The organism is Rhabdochlamydiaceae symbiont of Dictyostelium giganteum, assembly GCF_964291045.1.
Lineage (GTDB): Bacteria > Chlamydiota > Chlamydiia > Chlamydiales > Rhabdochlamydiaceae > PALSA-1444.
On sequence record NZ_OZ197277.1, the window covers coordinates 1236482 to 1255950 of the forward strand.

Genomic DNA, 19469 nt, shown 5'->3' on the forward strand with positions numbered 1-19469 from the left:
TAAAGCTAACGCTCTCTCTTTTGTATTCACTTTCTTGGATATTTTAAAATAGCTGAAGAATCTATCTAGGAATAGAGGAGTTAAGATTAATTTGTCATTCTTACTATTTCCTAACCACCACGCAACTAAAAAACTGCCATATTTTTTAATTTATGCACCCTTTTTAAAACCAATCTGTTAAGCTTTAGTAAGTAAACTGTCATTTTCATGCATATTAATCCCTATTAGGAATCTATACTATGTCTACATCTCTTATTCTCTCTTCAGCAACTACTACATTATACTACTTCAATCAACTGAAATACTCCGAAACGCTTTTTGATGCATGCTTTCTGCAAACTCCAAGCGTAGCTGATGCTGATGAGGATGAATTACTTAACCAAGAGATTGAAATCGTATCTCATGTATTAAACCCTCAAGAAATATTTCATACTCTGCAGATGAAAGAAATCTTAAAAGTGAGTACACTCAGCAAAATCCTCATCCCCACCTTGATAGGAGCCTTAGGAACTTATCTTAAACTCTACTCTCCGCAAAGATCGTATGTCTTTAACGGTATCATAGGACTTATTACAGCGTATACCCTCTTTAATATCCGCTTAACTCTCATCAAATGCGCTCTCATGTGGAATTTTTACCACTTACGCCAATCTCTTTATCATTTAAATCAATCTTCTCCTCAATTACAAGAAGATATTCAAAATCCACAAGCCGCATTTGCGACCCCCCTGCCCTATATTTTCGCTAACATTGCCTTCAATCACCCTATTTTTGTCACTGCATTAATTGACTCAGCGCTTAATGATGCCAAAGATACCCTCTCTTTTTCTGCGGAAATTTACAATCAAGAGCAGCTTCTGATTTCTGAAGAGGATCCAATCAAAGAGATTGAGTAATTTCTGAACTCTTGATTTTAGCCTTGCCTCATGAGAACCTCTTAATCTCTTTGGGCAAGGTCGCATTTTAGCTCTCTTGCCTTGTTAAAAGAGTTGAAATCACAGCTATTTTTCTCTATTTGAATAGACCTCTTCGGTATACTACTTCCTATGTTAACCCCCTGTTATCTTAAAACTGCCCTAACTTCCCTCACTCTTCTTCTTTTTTATACAGGAAAAGTTTATGGAGAAGAGTTTGAAGTTAAACTCAAAAACCCCGTCTTTTCTAAAGGAACACTCTCTTCCACAGAAGGGGGTATTATTACGGGGCCTCATCTTCGCATTCAAGCTGAGGAAATGGCGTATATCGATAAAACAGCTGATGGCCTTCATATTAAGCAAGTCAAAGCTAAAGGAAATCTTCTCTTAGAATATAAGGGGAAGTTCTTTACAGGTAGTGATCTAGATTACGATTTAATCCATCAGACAGGAATTTTAAAAGATGCAAGAACATCTACAGATTACTGGTTTGTAGGAGGCGACACCTTAGAGATTCAAGAAGATGGAAGCTTTTGGATGTCGGAGGCTTATTTAACAACAGCTGAGAGTGAAGATCCTTGGTGGAAGCTCTATTCTTCTCACATTAACTTAAAAGACAGCTATCTTCTTTCAGCAAAAAATATGGGCTTAAGATTTTTTGACTTTCCTCTTTTGTGGCTCCCCTACTTTAAACTTAATCTCAAATTTTTAAAAGACTCTCCGATTCGGTATAAATTTGTGTGGGATGAAGTGTTAAAACAAAAGCTATCTATTCGGTATGAGCTGTATTCCACAGAGACATTTGCGCTATTTGGACGGCTAGATTATAGAGCTCAAAAAGGGCCAGGCATTGCCATTGAGACAAGTTACCGCTCACCTTCATCCACAACTGTTTTCCAAACAAAAAATTATGCCGCGCATGATAAAGTTGTCCCTGATGAAATCAGTAACAAAAGGTACCGCTTTCAAGGACTCTTAACCTCATCTTTTCAAGAGGGTCATACTCATATGCATATCAGCTATGATAAACTCAGTGACGATAAGATGCCTCAAGACTTTAAGGAAGAAGAGTTTGAGCTTGGAAACCAAAAAAGAACGCTTGCCTTTATCTCTCATGTAACAAAAAGGAACTCTTCTAGACTCACTTTAGAACCGAAAATCAACTATTTTCAAAGTATTAATCAAAAGCTTCCCCTCTTTGTCACCCATCAAAAATCTGCTCCTCTTGGCAAAACGGGGATCATCGCTCAAAATAGTGCCTCTATGGGCTATTTAAGCTACACCTATGCAGGGGGGCTCTCTTCTTGGATTCAAGACTTTGAATCTGCAAGAGTTGAAAATAAAACAACGCTCTACCGTCCCTTTCACACAGGCCCTTTTTCTTTAACACCTTGGATGAATATAAGCGGCCTTTATTACAGTAAGCCTCATCAAACAAAGCTCATCACCTCTTATGGGTTTAAACTTAAAACGGCTCTTTATAAAAGATTTCAATCCTTTACCCATCAACAAGCCCCTTACATTGAGCTCTATAACATCACACCACTATCCTCTACACACACTCCAAACCCGGTTTTTTCTCTTCAAGATGGGATTGTAAAACAGACGGTGATGAAGCCAGGGATGACTCATGCGTTTTACCCTCAGCAAAAAACGGCTCTTCCCTTCACTACTTTTCATCTTTACACCTATCTCTTTATAGGAAAAACTCCCTTTACATCAAGAGCTCCTAAAGTTTACCTCTCAGCTCTTTGTGAATACCCGTCTTGGAGAGGCTCAATGGATTTCATCTATAATAGAGAACAGCAAGTGATTGACCGCATCAATACAAGATCTGCTTGGACAGTAAGTAGAAATGTCGCCTTTTCTTTAGAGCTTAGACACCGTAGCCGTTTTGATTGGCGTAAATGTGATCAACATAACTTTTCTCTTGATGTCAAAAGAGATGGTGATGAGCTCCTTAGCTCCCCTCTTTCTGACAGGAGAAATACCCTCCTCTCGCAATTTCACATCAAACTCTCACCTTTATGGTCATGTCATTTGGAGTCTCATCATGGATGGGGGAGAGTCACAGAAAAAAACTACAATGCGTATGAGATTAAAGTGATCACTCTTCTTAGCGGTAAATGGCAAATGGAGATGGGATATAGATACTCTCCTTCCACAAAAGAGTGGACATTTCCTTCCATTAAGCTCATGGATATGAAGTTCTAAAAGCCTATACTTCAGCTCGGCTTGAGTTAAAAGTCAGAATCCTCTTCCTCTTAAATGGTATTTTTTAACAAATAAGAGGAACTATTCAGATACCCCGCACTTATTCCCTGATAAATTTTTTATTTCCTTTTACAAAAATAGTCAGTAACCTGGGAATATGTTGATAAAGTCAGAAAACTTTACACTAGATTTTAATGAAAAGCTTTTAAAAACTCTTTCTAAACGGGCACCGCTGTATGTTTGCCATTTAATAGGACAGTGACTCACTGCAAATTAACAACAAGATATCCTCATTCAACAATTAGGAGCCAAAGTCCAAGATTGAGAAGCTAGATTGTGCAAAAGCTCTAATAGTCATAAACTGCTCAGTAGTATGGGAATAGTTTGGAGGCTGTCATAGAAGCTATCCAAGAAGATCCCTATCACCTCATATGTCCTACGAGACAGTTTCTTTGATTTTTAGAAGTTAGATTACTCTCTTATACACATGTGTGTATAAGAGAGGCAGACATCTAAATCGTTACAAAAAATTAAGGATTATTATGCGTATTGCAAATCATCATTCTTTGACCTCTCACCTGCCGCATTCCTCATTAGATGGTAATAAGCAGGAATATCCTTATACTCTTCTAGCAGAAGGGCTCAATCAACTGACAAGCTTAGAGACTTTGCCTAATTGCATCGTCATTACAGGTGATATAGAACTAATTTCCTCTAACATCCACGCTTTTGTCCTTTTACAATCTAGAGATGTTACAATAGAAGGCTCTCTTACATGTGACCCCCTCTTTGTTTCAAAATTCTTAGAAGAAGAGATACATAATGCTTCTCAGCAAGCATCTTACTTTTTACCTCAAAAGCTCTATGTTAAAGGAGATGTTAACCTTTCTAACCTCTCTACATCTTTTTCTTTACCTAAGACATTTAAGGTTGAAGGATCTCTTGATCTCTCTGACTGTAGAGCTCTGAAACAGCTCCCTGAAGATTTAGCCGTAGGAAAAGATCTTAATCTTTTTCGGTGTAACTCTCTTATAGCAATGCCTAAAGGACTTAAAGTCAAAGGATCTGTATATCTTTTTAATTGTAAAAAGCTCTCTCATCTCCCTCAAGATTTGGAAATAGGAAAAGATCTTATTCTCTCTAACTTAAGCCTAATTACCTCCTTACCCGAGGGCCTTAAAGTCCAAGGATCTCTATATCTTTCTGATTGTAGAGCGTTAACTCACCTCCCTCCAGCTTTGGCAATAGGAGAAAATCTTAGTCTTTCTAACTTAGAGTTAATTACTTTCTTACCAGAGAGCCTTAAAGTCCAAGGATCTCTATATCTTTCTGATTGTAGAGCGTTAACTCACCTCCCTCCAGCTTTGGAAATAGGAGAAAATCTTAGTCTTTCTAACCTAGAGTTAATTACTTTCTTACCAGAGAGCCTTAAAGTCAAAAGGTCTCTATATCTTTCTGATTGTAAAGCGTTAACTCGCCTCCCCCCAGCTTTGGCAATAGGAGAAAATCTTAGTCTTTCTAATTTAAGATTAATTACCTCCTTACCAGAAGGCCTCAAAGTCAAAGGATCTTTACATCTTTCTCATTGTAGAGCGTTAACTCATCTTCCTCAAGGTTTAGAGGTAGGAAACAATCTTAAACTTTCCAACTTAAAATTGATTACCTCCTTACCAGAAGGCCTCAAAGTCAAAGGATCTTTACATCTTTCTGATTGTAGAGTGTTAACTCATCTTCCTCAAGGTTTAGAGGTGGGAAACAATCTTAAACTTTCCAACTTAAAATTGATTACCTCCTTACCAGAAGGCCTCAAAGTCAAAGGATCTTTGCATCTTTCTGATTGTAGAGTGTTAACTCATCTTCCTCAAGGTTTAGAGGTAGGAAACAATCTTAAGCTTTCTCACTTAGAATTAATTACCTCCTTACCAGAAAGCCTCAAAGTCAAAGGATCTTTGCATCTTTCTGATTGTAGAGCGTTAGCTCATCTTCCTCAAAATTTGGAAGTAGGAAAAGATCTTAAGCTTTCTCACTTCAAATTAATTACCTCCTTACCAGAGGGTCTTAAAGTCAAAGGGTCTCTAGACATTTGTAATTGTCAAACACTTACCCACCTTCCTCCAAGTTTGGGAGTAGGAGAGAATCTTGATCTTTCTAACTGTGAGTCTTTGACTACATTACCAGAAGGTTTTAAAGTCCAAGGATCTTTGAATCTTTCTTTTTGTAGAACATTCTCCCATCTTCCTCAAGATTTAGAAGTAGGGGGGGATATTGATCTTTCTCACTGTGAGTCTTTGACCACATTACCAGAAGGTTTTAAAGTCCAAGGATCTTTGAATCTTTCTTATTGTAGAACACTCTCTCATCTTCCTCAAGATTTAGAAATAAGAGGAGATATTGATCTTTCTCACTGTGAGTCTTTGACTACATTACCAAAAGGTTTTAAAGTCCAAGGATCTTTGAATCTTTCTTATTGTAGAACACTCTCTCATCTTCCTCAAGATTTAGAAATAAGAGGAGATATTGATCTTTCTCACTGTGAGTCTTTGACTACATTACCAAAAGGTTTTAAAGTCCAAGGATCTTTGAATCTTTCTTACTGCAGAACACTCTCTCATCTTCCTCAAGATTTAGAAATAGAAGAAGATATTGATCTTTCTCACTGTGAGTCTTTGACTACATTACCAGAGGGTCTTAAAGTCCAAGGATCTCTAGACCTTTCTAATTGTCAAGCATTCACTCACCTTTCTCCAGGCTTGGAAGTAGGAGGGGATATTGACCTTTCTGGGTGCAAAGCTCTTACTACTTTGCCTCATTTTCTTAAGCTTAGAGGGAATTTATATTTAAATAACTGTTCCCATTTAACCTCTTTACCCAATTGGATTGCCACTTTAGGTTATTGTTCTAACGGAAAGAACCGTATCATAAATCTTACAGGATGCTCTCTTTCTCCTAGGGTTATCTCAAGATTGCAAGAAGATACTCATGGTATAGAAGGAATGCAATTTTATTTTTCTTTTGAGGCTAAAGAGGAATATATCATCTCATTTGACGATCTCTTTGAAGCTCTTAAGTTTTGGCAAGATCAGGCTAAACAAGATATGCAGATCCCTATTGAAAAGATATGTGATCAGCTTCATCAAACATTGACAGAGGTACAAGATCATGAAAATCTCTTAGAATTTCTCATGCGCCTTACCGGAACAGCAGATTACTACAACATCGCCACCCGGGAAAATCTTGGAAGACAGATTCTTCAAATGATAAAAATCATGACAGAAGATGCAGAACTTTGCCGCCCCATTGTAACATTGATTCATCAAGGACTCTCTTCCTGTGATGACCGGGTGATGACAACTTTAAGTGATATTGGACTCTATCAAAAACTCAAGGGAATTGAGCAAAAATCTGCGACTATTGAAGAGGTGAAAAGTTTAGGAAAAGGCTTTTTCTTGCTTGAAGAACTGAACAAAAAAATCAGAGATTTTACCAAAACACTCCGTTTTGTGGATGAAGTAGAAGTGTATATGGCCTTTCATATCAGGTTACAGAAAATGTTAAATCTACCGATCAATATAAAAGACATGCTCTTTAGGAAATGTGTGGCTATTTCGGATGCAGAAATTGATTATGTGGGTCAATTGGTTTTACAAGAAACAACTGAAAATGCTTTTGAGGCTTTTTTAGAAAGCTGGAACCCTTGGAAACGGTATCAAAGAAGAGCCTCTATTCAAGCTTGGGAGCATCTTCTTGTAATACACCGCTCATCACCATGTAAAGAGATTTGCCCTTATCTTCAAGACACTCCAGAGCGCCCTGTACTTTATAATAATGTGGTCTACGATTATGAGGCATTCATCAAAAGATATATCTCTGAAGGAGTCGATTTATACAATGCAAAAGTGCAAATTGAAAAGCTTTTACGTATTGAACCCATCTTAGTATCTCAAAATACTTTAGAAGCTTTACATCCAGAAAAGATCACGGCTCAAGATAAAAAAATGAAGAGCGAATAAAAATTGTTTTCTTAAGGTAGATGATCGATAAAAACTCTACCCTTTTGTGCATCTATTCAATTTAAGAAAGGTTAGTAGGGGACACTTTAAAATTTAAAAAAACAAATGGATTTAATGCGTAATTTTTGTAAGAAAATGCTATTTGAAGAAAGATAAAAGTGTAGCGGTAGTCGGATTCGAACCAACGACACAAGGATTATGATTCCTCCGCTCTAACCAACTGAGCTATACCGCCATATCGAAGATGGGAAAAAAATAGCGGGGGAAGGATTCGAACCTCCGGCCTTTGGGTTATGAGCCCAACGAGCTAACCACTGCTCCACCCCGCGATAAGATAGACAATATGGTAGCATTTTCTCTTTTTTAAGGCGAACTTATTTTATCATCTTGTAAAAAACAGTCTCTTAAACAAGAAAACGTTTAATGAGTCTCCAGGTTCTCTCCGTAGCTCCTCTCGCCTCTTCTCCTAGGAGAAGCCCAGACTCTCTCATGGAAATAGGAGGATTTAAGAGCATCTCTTCTACTGTAGATGACACATCATCTAGCATCACCTGGGCTCCTGCAGGAGCTCTTCCCTCTTGACCTAGCACTAAATCTACAAGATCTTGTTGCCCATGCATGTAAGGACCAAAGAGGACAGGAGTTCCCATCATGGCAGGCTCAAAGATATTGTGCCCTCCTACATGAGGGATAAAGCTTCCTCCTACAATGGCAAGATGCGACACTTTATAACACGCAGGAAGTATCCCCATCGCATCGATTAATACAATGCGGCTAGATTCCTTCTCTTTATCCCTTTGAGAAAACAGGGTAAAAGGTATCTTTTTCTTACTCATCAGCTCAGCGACTTTTTTAAACCGCTCTGGGTGACGAGGAGCTAAAAGAATCTTAAGGCATGGGTATTTCTCAAGTAGAGGCATTAAAGCGTGAAGAAGACTCTCTTCTTCTCCTTCATGGGTAGAGCCCAGTGTAATGATGGTATCTTCTTCATGAATCCCTAATTTCAGCCGCCAATCCATGAGATCTATGAGCGGGATTTCGTGATCAAATTTCAAGTTACCTGTCACTGCAATGCGGTGAGGATCAATTCCAAGCTCTTCAAACCTGTGTGCAAATTGAGCGCTTTGCACACATAAAAGATCGATATTTCGAAAGAGCCGTTTCGTAAAAAAAGGGACTTTCTTAAACCTGGAAAACGACTTTTCTGAAATATCGCCATTCACAAGCACAACTTTAGGAGAGAGTCTAATCAAATTCAGCCAAAAATCACTTTCTACTAAAATGAGAATATCTGGCTTCAAGTGCTTTAAAACCCTTTTAATATTCCAAGAAAAATCAAAGGGAAGATAAAAGTAGTGCTGAGCATGAGGTATGCTTCTTTTGGCTTCTGCCTGCCCTGTTTCTGTCACTGTAGAAACCATCAAAGAAGCAGAGGGGATCTCTTTTTGAATCTTATGAGCTAAAGGCGCAACCGATCTTGTCTCCCCTACAGAGATCGAATGGATCCACACTCTTGGCCCCTCTGATGAGGGGCGAAAAGGGGTGATTTTAACGCCTAGCTTTTCTAGAAAAGAGCGGTGGTGCTTGCGAGATTGCAACATGTCAAAGAGCCATTTAGGCAAAAAAAGACACAGCATCACAAGAAGCAAGGTGTTATAGAGCAGATTAAACATCAGTCACAACGTTGAGAAGTTTATTCGGAACAAAGATCACTTTCTTAATAGGGCCCTCAATATGCTTTATGATCTGAGGCTCCTCTCTTATGAACTCTAGAATTTCTTCTTCTGTCTTGTCTTTAGGAAGCTCCCACTTACCTCTTAGTTTTCCATTCACTTGAATCACATAAAGCGCTGTATGATCAATGAGATACGCCGCGTTAACAACAGGATAAGGAGCGTAGGTTAAGCTCTCTTTTTCTCCAAGAAGCTCCCACATCTCTTCTGCAATGTGCGGTGCAAAAGGATAGAGCACTTGGACAGCTATTTTAACAGCTGTTTTAGGATAAGAAGCTAAGAGAGAAAAATGGTTAATAAATTCCATCATTTTTGCAATTGCTGTATTAAATGCCATCCCTTGAAGATCTTTTTCCACATGAAAAATAAGTCTGTGAGCGAGTTTTAACCCTTCTTCTTCCTCTAAATTTTTATCCAGTTTATCTGAGGTGACAAGATTGTAAAACCTGTTTAAGAATCTAAAGCACCCTTGAATCGCATCGTTATTCCACACCTTTTCTTGATCAAAAGGGCCCATAAACATTTCATACAGCCTTAAGCTATCAGCTCCGTACTCCTCAATCATTTCATCAGGTGTCACACCGTTGAGTTTAGATTTAGACATCTTTTCCATCTGACTCTCTAAGGAAATATGCGTCTTTTTATCAAAAAATAGACCGTCTTTTTCGATCACATCTGCCTCAGGAAGATAAGGACCAGAGGGTATTTTATACGATCTTGATGTTAAAAGACCTTGGTTACGAAGCTTTTGAAACGGCTCTTTTGTCGAGACAAATCCGCAATCATAGAGAACTTTATGCCAAAATCTTGCATAAAGAAGATGAAGAACTGCATGTTCAACCCCTCCTACATAAAGATCCACTGGCATCCAATATCTCTCTTTTTCAGGATCCCACGCCATCTCTTCATTGTGCGGATCACAAAATCTTAAGTAATACCAGCACGACCCTGCCCATTGCGGCATAGTGTTGGTCTCTCTTAACGCTTTTTTTCCTGTTTTAGGATCTACAACCTCTACCCACTCTTTAACTTTAGCAAGAGGGCTCTCCCCTGTTGGAGACGGTTTATAGTCGGTAAGCTCTGGAGGAAGAAGAGGAAGTTCATCAAGATCAAGAGACCGAATAGACCCGTCTTCTAAGTGCAAAATAGGAAACGGCTCTCCCCAATATCTTTGGCGAGAAAAGAGCCAGTCTCTTAGCTTATACGTGACGCTTTTCTCTCCCTTTTGATGATCCTCTAACCATTTAATCATCACTTGTTTAGCTACCTTAACTTCTAAGCCATCTAAAAACTGACTGTTATACAAAACACCTTCTGTAAAAGAGATCTGTCCTTGAAGCATTTTTTCCTTTTGCTCTAAGTCTACTGGCATGATGACAGGTAAAATAGGAAGATTAAACGCCTTTGCAAAATCAAAATCCCTCTCATCACTTCCAGGAACTCCCATGACAGCCCCTGTTCCGTAACTTGCCAGCACATAATCTGCAATCCAAATAGGAATGCGTGTATTTGTCACAGGGTGAAGAGCGTAGCTTCCTGTCCATACCCCGGTTTTTTCTTTACAAAGATCCGTTCTTTCAAGATCAGATTTTGCCTTAACCCCTTGAAGATACGCATTCACGTGTTCTTTTTGCTCTAAGGAAGTGATTTCTTCTACAAGAGGGTGTTCTGGAGCTAATACAAGAAAAGAGACCCCAAAGAGCGTGTCAGCTCTTGTGGTAAAGACAGCCACTTTCTCCTCAAAATTCTCTAGCGAGAAAAAGAGTTTTGCCCCTTCACTTCTTCCAATCCAATGAGTTTGTAGCCTCTTTAAAGAGTCTGGCCAATCCAGTAACTCTAAATCTTCTAAAAGACGGTCCGCATACTTTGTAATCTTTAAGACCCACTGCTTAAGAGGTCTTCTTTCAATGAGGTGCCCTCCCTCTTTAGCTCTTCCTTGCTCTACTTCTTCATTAGCCAAAACTGTGCCTAAAGCAGGACAATAGTTCACAAGCATTTCCGCCTCATACGCTAGCCCCTGTTCAAAGAGCTTTGTGAAAATCCACTGCGTCCATTTGTAATAAGTAGCATCACTAGTCGCTATTTCCCTATTCCAATCGTAACTAAGCCCCAAAGATTTCAGCTGTCTGCGGTAGGTGTTGATGTTGTTTTCTGTGGTGATTGAAGGGTGCGTACCTGTTCTAATCGCATACTGCTCAGCTGGAAGTCCAAAGCTATCCCATCCCATAGGATGGAGCACATTGTACCCTTTTGTTCTCATGTATCTTGCTGTGACATCGGTGGCTGTATACCCTGTAACGTGCCCTACATGAAGACCTGCTCCTGAAGGATACGGGAACATATCTAAGACATAATATTTAGGCTTTTGCCAATTGACTTCTGCTTTAAAAAGATGGTGATCTTCCCAATATTTCTGCCACTTTTGTTCGATCTGTTGATGAGGATAATTTGACATATGTGCGTTCCTTATAAAAAGCGGTCTTACGTGTCTATATTAAAGGGCTGAGAAAGATTTTGCAATCTCTTAAGAATCAAAAACTCCAAGCCATTCTCTAAAATACTAGAGAGTTGAAATTGCTTCAAAAAGAAAAATCACCTATAATTTTGATTACAGCTATGATAGATCTCACTTCAACAAAGAAAAATAAAATCACGCTCAGTGATTACGACTATAAAAAAGACATCCTTAGTCGTCTTTTGCTCTCAAATCTTAACTCTGATGAGGCATCTGTTTTAGAAGAGCTTCTCTTTAGCCCGATTAAAACTTCCGTTGCAAAAATTTCCAAAACAACCGCTATACCTCAAGAAATTATTTTGCAAACGCTCAGCCGCTTAGCGCCAAGTGGCCTTGTGGAAATCGAGGGAGATCTCGTCACGGTTGATAAAGAAATGCGCAAATATTTTGAACGGGAATTTGAGAGATTCTCTAGTGATTTTGAACCGGGGATGGAATTCATTCAGCTGCTTCTCAAAAAAGTCCCGATTCACATTCTTCCCCTTTGGTATGCGATACCCCGGATGACAAATAACATCTTTGAATCTGTCGTCGAAAGGTATCTTCAAACCCCCTACATCTATCAAAGACACCTCTCTGAAATTCAATTTCCCACACCTGTGTTTTCTGCGATCACCCAAGATCTTCTTAAATCCCCTTCTTTTGAGCTTTCTTTAGAAGATATTGCCTATAAATACGGCCTCTCTGATGAAGATTTACAAGAACTTCTTTTGCATCTTGAGTTTAACTTTATCGGAACCGTCATTTACCGAAAGGAAGAGGACGAGTGGAAAGGGATCTTAACCCTTTTTCAAGAGTGGAAAAATTACCTCACCTTTCTGAAGGTGACAGCTCCAGAGCCAATTTTAGAGGTGCAAGAGATTGAAAAAATTAGACCTTTAGAGTTTTCTTTTGTAGAAGATCTCACCATGCTTTGTAAGTGCATTAAAAAAGAGCATTCCTTAAAAAAAGAAGATGTGACACCTGCCTTATTTGTAGCGCCTTTTCCTTCTAAGAGCTATCTAGAGACTCTTTTATCTCGGGGAAAAGCCTTAAACCTCATTCGAGAAGACAATGATCACTACGTTGTAACAGAAACAGGCATAGAGTGGCTAGATTTAAGAGTGGAAAACAAATCTTTATACCTCTACCGTCACCCTCCCATTCACGCGTTATCTCAACGATTTTCTTTTACTGTCCCAGAAAAAATGGTCCGGGAAATTGAAAAATCTGTGATTAAAATCCTCCACTCAGGGTGGGTTTACCTAGATGCCTTTCTTAAGGGTGTACATGCTCCTTTAAAAGAAGATCAAATGGTGATCCTTTGCAAAGCAGGAAGAATGTGGAAATACCCCCTCCCTGCCTACTCTTTAGAAGAGCTGCAGTTAATCACCGCTGTTTTAACCGAACATCTTTTTGAATCAGGCCTCATCATGGTAGGCCATTTCAAAGGGAAACTCTGTTTAAGTTTAACGGCTTTTGGCCAATCGTTTTTTGGGTAATTTTCATGGCTGAAGATCTTGTTTCTAACCGAAAAGCGTTTTACAACTATGAAATATTAGATACATTTGAAGCTGGCATTGTTCTTGTAGGAACAGAGGTGAAGTCCTTAAGACAACACGGGGGCAACCTTCAAGAGTCGTATGTGATCTTTAATGAAGATGGAGCTTACCTTAAACTTGCCTCTATCTCCCCTTATAAGTTTGGTAATCTCTTTAATCATGAAGAAAAAAGAGAGAGAAAGCTTCTTTTACATAAAAGAGAAATCAGCAAACTCCGGTCTGCAACAACGGAAAAAGGGCTCACTGTCATAGCGCTCAGTTTTTACCTCAAGCAAGGGAAAATCAAAGTGAAACTCGCTCTTGCTAAAGGGAAAAAAACGTATGACAAACGGGATGCGCTGAAAAAAAGAGAGCATGATCGTCAAATTGATCGCTCTTTAAAAAATCTAGATGATTGACAGGCACTAAAAAATTACGGTATCTTCTATGCCAAAAAAGGAATCTTATGAAATTCGTTGTCTCTCGTATTGATCTTTTGAATTTGATTAATAAAATCCAAGCTGTTGTTCCTTCAAAGCCGGCTCTTCCTGTTTTAAATAACGTGCTTCTTGAAGCCAAAGCAGACGGTTTAACGCTTAGCACGACAGATCTTACTGTCTCTATGCAAGCCACCTGTGAGGCTCAAATTCATGAAGAAGGAGCCGTAACGCTTCCTGCAAAAAAACTGTTTCAACTCACAAGAGAGCTCACCTCTTCTCATATTGAAATTGAAACCTCTGTTGGAGAAATTGCCAAGATTAATGCAGGATCTTCTCACTTTAAAATGAGCGGCATGCATCAAGGAGAGTTTCCCCTTCCCCCTTCTCTTCAGTCAGGAGTTTCTTTAGATATCGATAATACGCTTTTAAAAGAGATGCTCATTCGCAGTTCTTTTGCAGCAGCCCGTGATGATAACCGGCAAATTTTAAACGGCACGCTTCTTGAGCTTCAAGGAGATGAGGCCATCTTTACAGCAACAGATGGAAAAAGACTTTGCAGACTCTATACAAAAATTGAGTCTAATATCTCGTCTAAAAGCTCTTATGTGATTCCTTTAAGAGCTATTGAAGAGATGATCCGTCTCATTGATGTGAAAGAAGGGCACTCTACGCTCTCCTTCTTTCCTGACCGTATGGGTATTGCCATTAGTAATATCACCCTCACCTCTAAGCTTTTAAATGGGCAATATCCTGATGTGAATAAAGTGATTCCGCAAAAATCCCTCTCACCGCTCATTTTACACCGTGAAGAACTGATTGCTCTTTTAAGACAAATTTCTCTCTTTACAACAGAGCATAGTAGCGCTGTGAAGTTCACCTTTTCTTCCGGAGAGCTTCATTTAACAGCGATGAGTTCGGATCTTGGAGAAGGGTCTGTCAGCATGAGTGTGAACTACGGAGGCCCAAAGCTTGATATCGCCTTTAACCCGCAATTTTTCTTAGATATTTTACGGCACTCTAAAGATGAAACTGTGCACCTTTCGATTACAGACGCTTTTAGTCCAGGACTCATTACAGATTCCACATCGTCTCAATTTGTTTTGATGCCGATGCGACTTGATTCTTAAATGTTCATCCAGAAGATTTATTTAAGGCATTTTCGTAATTATTTAGAGGAATCCATCACATTTTCCCCCCATACTAATTTGATTTGGGGGAAAAATGCTCAAGGGAAAACCTCTCTTTTAGAAGCACTATTTCTAGCTTCTATGGGAAGATCGTTTCGTACCCCTCACCTTAAAGAGCTCATTCACGAAAAAGGGTCCTTTTTTTTCATTGAAATTCAGTTTGAAAAAGATGGTATACAACAAATTGTAAAACTCTCTTTTGATGGAGAGAGTAAACGGTTAGAGATTAATCACTCTACCTACTCTCACTTTAGTCCCCTCTTAGGGATTTTGCCCATTGTCCTTCTCACCCCTGAAGATGTACAGCTCATTACAGGCGCCCCTTCTGAGAGAAGACGGTTTTTAGATCTGCATTTAGCGCAAAGCGATCCGCTTTATGTATTTCACCTCACAAGGTACCATAGAGCTCTAAAGCAACGTAATACCCTTCTTAAGCAAGGGAAAACTGACGGGCTTTTACCGTTTGAAGAGCTGATGAAGATTGCAGCTACCTACATTCAAGAGCAAAGATCACTCCTCATTAAAACGCTATCTCCTCTTCTTGAAGAGGGGGTGCAAGCGCTTTCTGAAAACTGTGATCATATTGAGATTAAATACCACCCCTCCATGGTTCACGACTATACAAAATATAGAGCAAGAGACCTTCATCTCAAATCAACATCAATGGGCCCTCATCGGGATGATTTTACGCTTCTCATCAATCAAAAATCAGCAGCTAGTTTTGCAAGTCAAGGGCAAATCAGATCAGCTGTTGCGTCGTTAAGACTCTCTCAATGGAAAATACTCTCTGATCATCATCAATTTCCTGCTCTTTTTTGTATCGATGATTTTGGGGTGCATCTTGATCAAGCAAGAAGAGATGCGCTTCTTAATCACATCACCTCACAGGGACAGATTTTTTTAACTTCCCCCTTTTTTTTAGATCATAAAGACTACCATGCTCTTCATATTGAAGAGGGAAAGCTCTTCCCCTCCCCCTAAAGTAAGAAGATATTTTTTCTTTAACGGCAGTTTGAGATTAACCAAATGCCTAAAATCTATATCTTTATTTAAAAAAACTGTTACCTTTTTTTCTAAAAATATTACATGAAAAATTAATTCTATTTTTTTGAAAAAATAAGGATTTTTCCAAGAAATCAATACTTTTAAGGCACTATGTAATGCCCCTTTTAGCAACTAGGAAGTTAAGTTAAAGAAAAAAAAATCTTCGCTTTAAAAGATATAATATTCAGGATAAAGTATATGATTTTTTTAATTCATGCTTTACTTGAACTGAAAATATTGATAAAGTTTCAAACTTCATAGAGAGATGTGCCAGAGGATCAAGCGAGAAATTTATATCCTTTGGGGACTCGTTAGCTTAAAAACATAAATCAAAAGTTATAGTATGACAATTAAACCTTATGCTTTAATGGCAGATCCATTAGAGGCTCTTTATTCCCAAGAAAATTTATCTAGTTTAGCAAAAAATGCGGATGAAAATTCGTCTAGAAAACTCCAAATAGAATGTTCAAAAACAGACCAGGTAGCAAAAGATATTTTAGAAATAAGTGGCAATAACAACACTAATAATATTTTAGATTTACATCCAATCATAGAGTCCTTAAATGATGAATTTGGTACAGAAAAAGAATTTTTTATCCAGGCAATTGATTGTAATTCTCAAGACGGGAGCGTTTACAACAAACTTGCAAATCTTCTAGAAAATGGTGAAACCATTCAGCTTTTAAGCGGGAAAATCTATACAAATAAAGAACTCTATCTTAAGGCGATTGATTTAAATCCTCAAGATATAAATCCTTACTATAATCTTGCATATCTTCTAGAAAATAATGAAACCATTCAGCTTTTAAGTGGGGAAATCTATACAAATAAAGAACTCTACCTTAAGGCGATTGATTTAAATCCTCAAGATGTGAGTCCTTACAATAATCTTGCATATCTTCTAGAAAATAGTGAAACCATTCAGCTTTTAAGTGGGGAAATCTATACAAATAAAGAACTCTACCTTAAGGCGATTGATTTAGATCCTCAAGATGTGAGTCCTTACAATAATCTTGCATATCTTTTAGAAAATAGTGAAACCATTCAGCTTTTAAATGGGGAAACCTATACGAATAAAGAACTCTACCTTAAGGCGATTGATTTAAATCCTCAAGATGTAAATCTCTACACTAATCTTGCAAATCTTCTAGGAAATAGTGAAACCATTCAGCTTTTAAGTAAGGAAACCTATACGAATAAAGAACTCTACCTTAAGGCGATTGATTTAAATCCTCAAGATGTAAATCTCTACAATAATCTTGCATATCTTCTAGAAAATAGTGAAACCATTCAGCTTTTAAGCGGGGAAACCTATACGAATAAAGAACTCTACCTTAAGGCGATTGATTTAAATCCTCAAGATGTAAATCCTTACACTAATCTTGCAAATCTTCTAGGAAATAATGAAACCATTCAGCTTTTAAATGGGGAAATCTATACGAATAAAGAACTCTACCTTAAGACGATTGATTTAAACCCTAAATATGAAGATTCCTACACTAATCTTGCAAATCTTCTAGGAAATAGTGAAACCATTCAGCTTTTAAATGGGGAAGCCTATACAAATAAAGAACTCTATATTAAGGCTATTGAGTTAAACCCTAAAGGTGAGATTCCTTATATTAATCTTGCTAATCTTTTGGCAAGAGATGAAACAGTTCAACTGTTAAATGGAGAAGTCTATACAAATAAAAAGCTTTACATTAAGGCCATTGAGTTAAACCCTAAAGGTGAGATTCCTTATATTAATCTTGCTGATCTTTTGGCAAGAGATGAAACAGTTCAACTGTTAAACGGAGAAGTCTATACAAATAAAAAGCTCTATGTTAAGGCTATTGAGTTAAATCCTAAAGATGACTGTTCCTATACTAGTCTTGCCCACCTTTTAACAAAAAATGAAACAATCACCTTTTTAAGTGGGGAGATTTATACCAGTAAAGAGCTTTATCTTAAGGCTATTAAATTAAATCCTAAAAATCTACAGGCCTATACAATCCTTGCACATCTTTTAGAAAAAGATGAAACGGTCCAACTTTTAAATGAAAAAGCTTATACGAAAAAAGAGATTTACCTTAAGGCTATTGATTCACATCCTCAACATGAATGCTTTTATTCTACTCTTACAAATCTTCTGAAAGATGATGAGCCTGTAACACTTTTAAATGGGGAAATTTATACAAAAAAGAAGCTTTATCTTAAGGCTATTGATTTAAATCCTACAAATGAAGCTAATTACGCCAATCTTGCAGATCTTCTAACAGATGATGAATCAGTCCAGTTTTTAAATAGGGCACTCTATACAAAAAAAGAACTTTATCTTAAGGCTACTGATTTAGAATCTGTTACACACATGAGCTCAAGAGCTATGGAATATTTACAACACTTCTATATTCAAGAAATTGGTACAAATCCGGAGAAAATAGAAAACTACTTTAACTTAATTACAGTCATGCAACACGGCACTGTTTATTTACAGAATGGAATGAAAGTAGATAGTGCATTTTATTTTCGAGAAGCGCTTCGTTTGGATCCTACCTCTGCTTTTAGCTCACGATTTGCTAAGGGGGTTTTCTCTGTAGCTTCTGATTTATCTAATCAAGTGGAAAGAATTTTGCAGCAACCTCAGGAGATGACTGTTAGAAATGGATCTTATATAACGCAGATTCTCAAAGGAGGGGCTTATTTAGAGTTAGAACATGATAAGAAGATATCTATAAGGGCACTTTATGAACATGCTCTTCCTTTTCTTTCATCGGTATATTTAAAGCATAGAGGAGAGGAAAAACTTGGAGACTATCTCTCTTCTAGAAAGCATATTGTATTACAAGATGGGGTAAAGTTTACAAAATTAATGGCCTACACGTACGCCCATCAAAAAAAATACACTAGTCATATTTTAGGAAAACTAGGTGATGCGACTCACCCTGAAAAGCATTTTCTATTAAATGAACAGTGTTATGATAAAAGAACCTTGTACCAACACGCCAAACAGTATAATACAGATATTACAGCTTGCTTAAGGATGGCCGAATCCCTTTACCCACATGAATGGTTAAGAAAGGAAGAGTTATTTCACAGCATCTTAGATCAAGTTTCTCAATTGAGAGAATTTTCTTGGGAAGCTATCACAATATTTGTCCGGATTCTTTCTCAATATGAACTGACAGGTTTAGCATCTAAATATCTTCTAATTTTTGAAGAGCGCATTAAAGGACTTAATCGTCCTGAGGAATGTTATCCTATACCTGCAAATGAATACTATAAAGATTCAGAGATCAGTGATAAGCTTTATTTTATCAAAAAACAGGAGTTATTACTCTATTTATTCAAGTACATGCCTGATCATGAAGAGATGTATGTAGCTTTTGCAAGAAGTTTTGAGTCCCCTGTGATGATTCATGAAAAGAATTATGCCTCAAAAGAGGCTCTTTATCTTAAAGCCATTGATATTAATCCTGAATATAGCTTGCCCTACTTCCTTTTAGGAAAAGAGCTTTTTCATCAAAATATCAAGAGTATTCAGCTTTTAAATGGAGTGACTTTGTCTTGTAAACAGCTTTTCATGAGAGCGATACAGCTAGGAACGTATGAGGCAGAAGCTTACCACTTAGCAGCTATTATGATGGATGATAGAGAAGGCATTCTTCTTTTTGATGAGAAGACTATTCTTTCAAGAGGAGATCTCTTCATCCGTGCATTTGAGCTTGACTTTACACGGATAATGGATTTTAAAAATTTCATCTCTTATATAAAAAGAAACAAAAAATTAACGAAATCAGGCTGAATATGAACCCTGTACGATTACATATATTAGCAGTCCTAGAACCTTGATTTGAGAAAATCATCGCAAATCATTAATGGAGTGCAAAATAAGGTAGCTCATTCAAGTTCA

The 19469-nt window shown here is 37.8% G+C and carries 9 protein-coding genes, 2 tRNA genes and 1 pseudogene; 8 read left to right on the forward strand and 4 right to left on the reverse strand.

What is annotated here, in order from left to right; all coding sequences use genetic code 11:
- The first annotated feature begins 239 nt into the window (after nucleotides 1–239).
- The 3 genes from ACI7T6_RS04245 (at nucleotide 240) to ACI7T6_RS04255 (ending at nucleotide 7138) form a co-directional block, all read left to right on the forward strand.
- Nucleotides 240–896 (forward strand): hypothetical protein, encoded by a 657-nt coding sequence (locus ACI7T6_RS04245; protein ID WP_404665150.1) that lies wholly within the window; start codon nucleotides 240–242, stop codon nucleotides 894–896.
- Between the two features lie 150 nt (nucleotides 897–1046).
- The gene (locus tag ACI7T6_RS04250) at nucleotides 1047–3128 is read left to right on the forward strand and encodes a hypothetical protein (protein WP_404665151.1); all 2082 of its coding nucleotides are present in this window, start codon (nucleotides 1047–1049) and stop codon (nucleotides 3126–3128) included.
- A 542-nt stretch (nucleotides 3129–3670) separates the two neighbouring features.
- A complete protein-coding gene (locus tag ACI7T6_RS04255) occupies nucleotides 3671–7138 on the forward strand; it encodes an NEL-type E3 ubiquitin ligase domain-containing protein (protein WP_404665152.1) in 3468 nt (1155 codons plus the stop codon).
- A 161-nt stretch (nucleotides 7139–7299) separates the two neighbouring features.
- Here ACI7T6_RS04255 and ACI7T6_RS04260 read toward each other — a convergent pair.
- From ACI7T6_RS04260 to leuS, 4 genes are all read right to left on the reverse strand, one after another.
- A tRNA-Met gene (locus ACI7T6_RS04260) sits at nucleotides 7300–7373 on the reverse strand.
- A 21-nt stretch (nucleotides 7374–7394) separates the two neighbouring features.
- A tRNA-Met gene (locus tag ACI7T6_RS04265) sits at nucleotides 7395–7467 on the reverse strand.
- Nucleotides 7468–7542: 75 nt separating this feature from the next.
- Complete coding sequence (locus ACI7T6_RS04270; protein WP_404665153.1) at nucleotides 7543–8811, reverse strand: 3-deoxy-D-manno-octulosonic acid transferase; 1269 nt, start codon at nucleotides 8809–8811, stop codon at nucleotides 7543–7545.
- Nucleotides 8804–11326, reverse strand: coding sequence for a leucine--tRNA ligase (gene leuS / locus ACI7T6_RS04275; RefSeq protein ID WP_404665154.1), 2523 nt, complete (start codon nucleotides 11324–11326; stop codon nucleotides 8804–8806). Before leuS ends, ACI7T6_RS04270 begins: the two co-directional genes overlap by 8 nt.
- Nucleotides 11327–11475: 149 nt before the next feature.
- Here leuS and ACI7T6_RS04280 point away from each other — a divergent pair, with 149 nt between their 5' ends.
- The 5 genes and pseudogenes from ACI7T6_RS04280 (at nucleotide 11476) to ACI7T6_RS04300 (ending at nucleotide 19361) form a co-directional block, all read left to right on the forward strand.
- A complete protein-coding gene (locus tag ACI7T6_RS04280; protein ID WP_404665155.1) occupies nucleotides 11476–12867 on the forward strand; it encodes a hypothetical protein in 1392 nt (463 codons plus the stop codon).
- Nucleotides 12868–12872: 5 nt separating this feature from the next.
- Nucleotides 12873–13325 (forward strand): SsrA-binding protein SmpB, encoded by a 453-nt coding sequence (gene smpB, locus ACI7T6_RS04285; protein ID WP_404665156.1) that lies wholly within the window; start codon nucleotides 12873–12875, stop codon nucleotides 13323–13325.
- A gap of 47 nt (nucleotides 13326–13372) precedes the next feature.
- On the forward strand, nucleotides 13373–14473 hold the full coding sequence (dnaN, locus tag ACI7T6_RS04290) for a DNA polymerase III subunit beta (protein ID WP_404665157.1): 1101 nt from the start codon (nucleotides 13373–13375) through the stop codon (nucleotides 14471–14473).
- Nucleotides 14474–15382: pseudogene (recF, locus tag ACI7T6_RS04295) on the forward strand (DNA replication/repair protein RecF); the annotation flags it as partial.
- 538 nt (nucleotides 15383–15920) lie between these two features.
- The gene (locus ACI7T6_RS04300) at nucleotides 15921–19361 is read left to right on the forward strand and encodes a tetratricopeptide repeat protein (RefSeq protein WP_404665159.1); all 3441 of its coding nucleotides are present in this window, start codon (nucleotides 15921–15923) and stop codon (nucleotides 19359–19361) included.
- The last annotated feature ends 108 nt before the right edge of the window (nucleotides 19362–19469 follow it).

Bases quoted from the DNA above. Each gene is read 5' to 3' on its own strand.
- ACI7T6_RS04245 (WP_404665150.1), top strand. From the start codon at position 240: ATGTCTACATCTCTTATTCTCTCTTCAGCAACTACTACATTATACTAC.
- ACI7T6_RS04250 (WP_404665151.1), top strand. From the start codon at position 1,047: ATGTTAACCCCCTGTTATCTTAAAACTGCCCTAACTTCCCTCACTCTT.
- ACI7T6_RS04255 (WP_404665152.1), top strand. From the start codon at position 3,671: ATGCGTATTGCAAATCATCATTCTTTGACCTCTCACCTGCCGCATTCC.
- ACI7T6_RS04270 (WP_404665153.1), bottom strand. From the start codon at position 8,811: ATGTTTAATCTGCTCTATAACACCTTGCTTCTTGTGATGCTGTGTCTT.
- leuS (WP_404665154.1), bottom strand. From the start codon at position 11,326: ATGTCAAATTATCCTCATCAACAGATCGAACAAAAGTGGCAGAAATAT.
- smpB (WP_404665156.1), top strand. From the start codon at position 12,873: ATGGCTGAAGATCTTGTTTCTAACCGAAAAGCGTTTTACAACTATGAA.
- dnaN (WP_404665157.1), top strand. From the start codon at position 13,373: ATGAAATTCGTTGTCTCTCGTATTGATCTTTTGAATTTGATTAATAAA.
- ACI7T6_RS04300 (WP_404665159.1), top strand. From the start codon at position 15,921: ATGACAATTAAACCTTATGCTTTAATGGCAGATCCATTAGAGGCTCTT.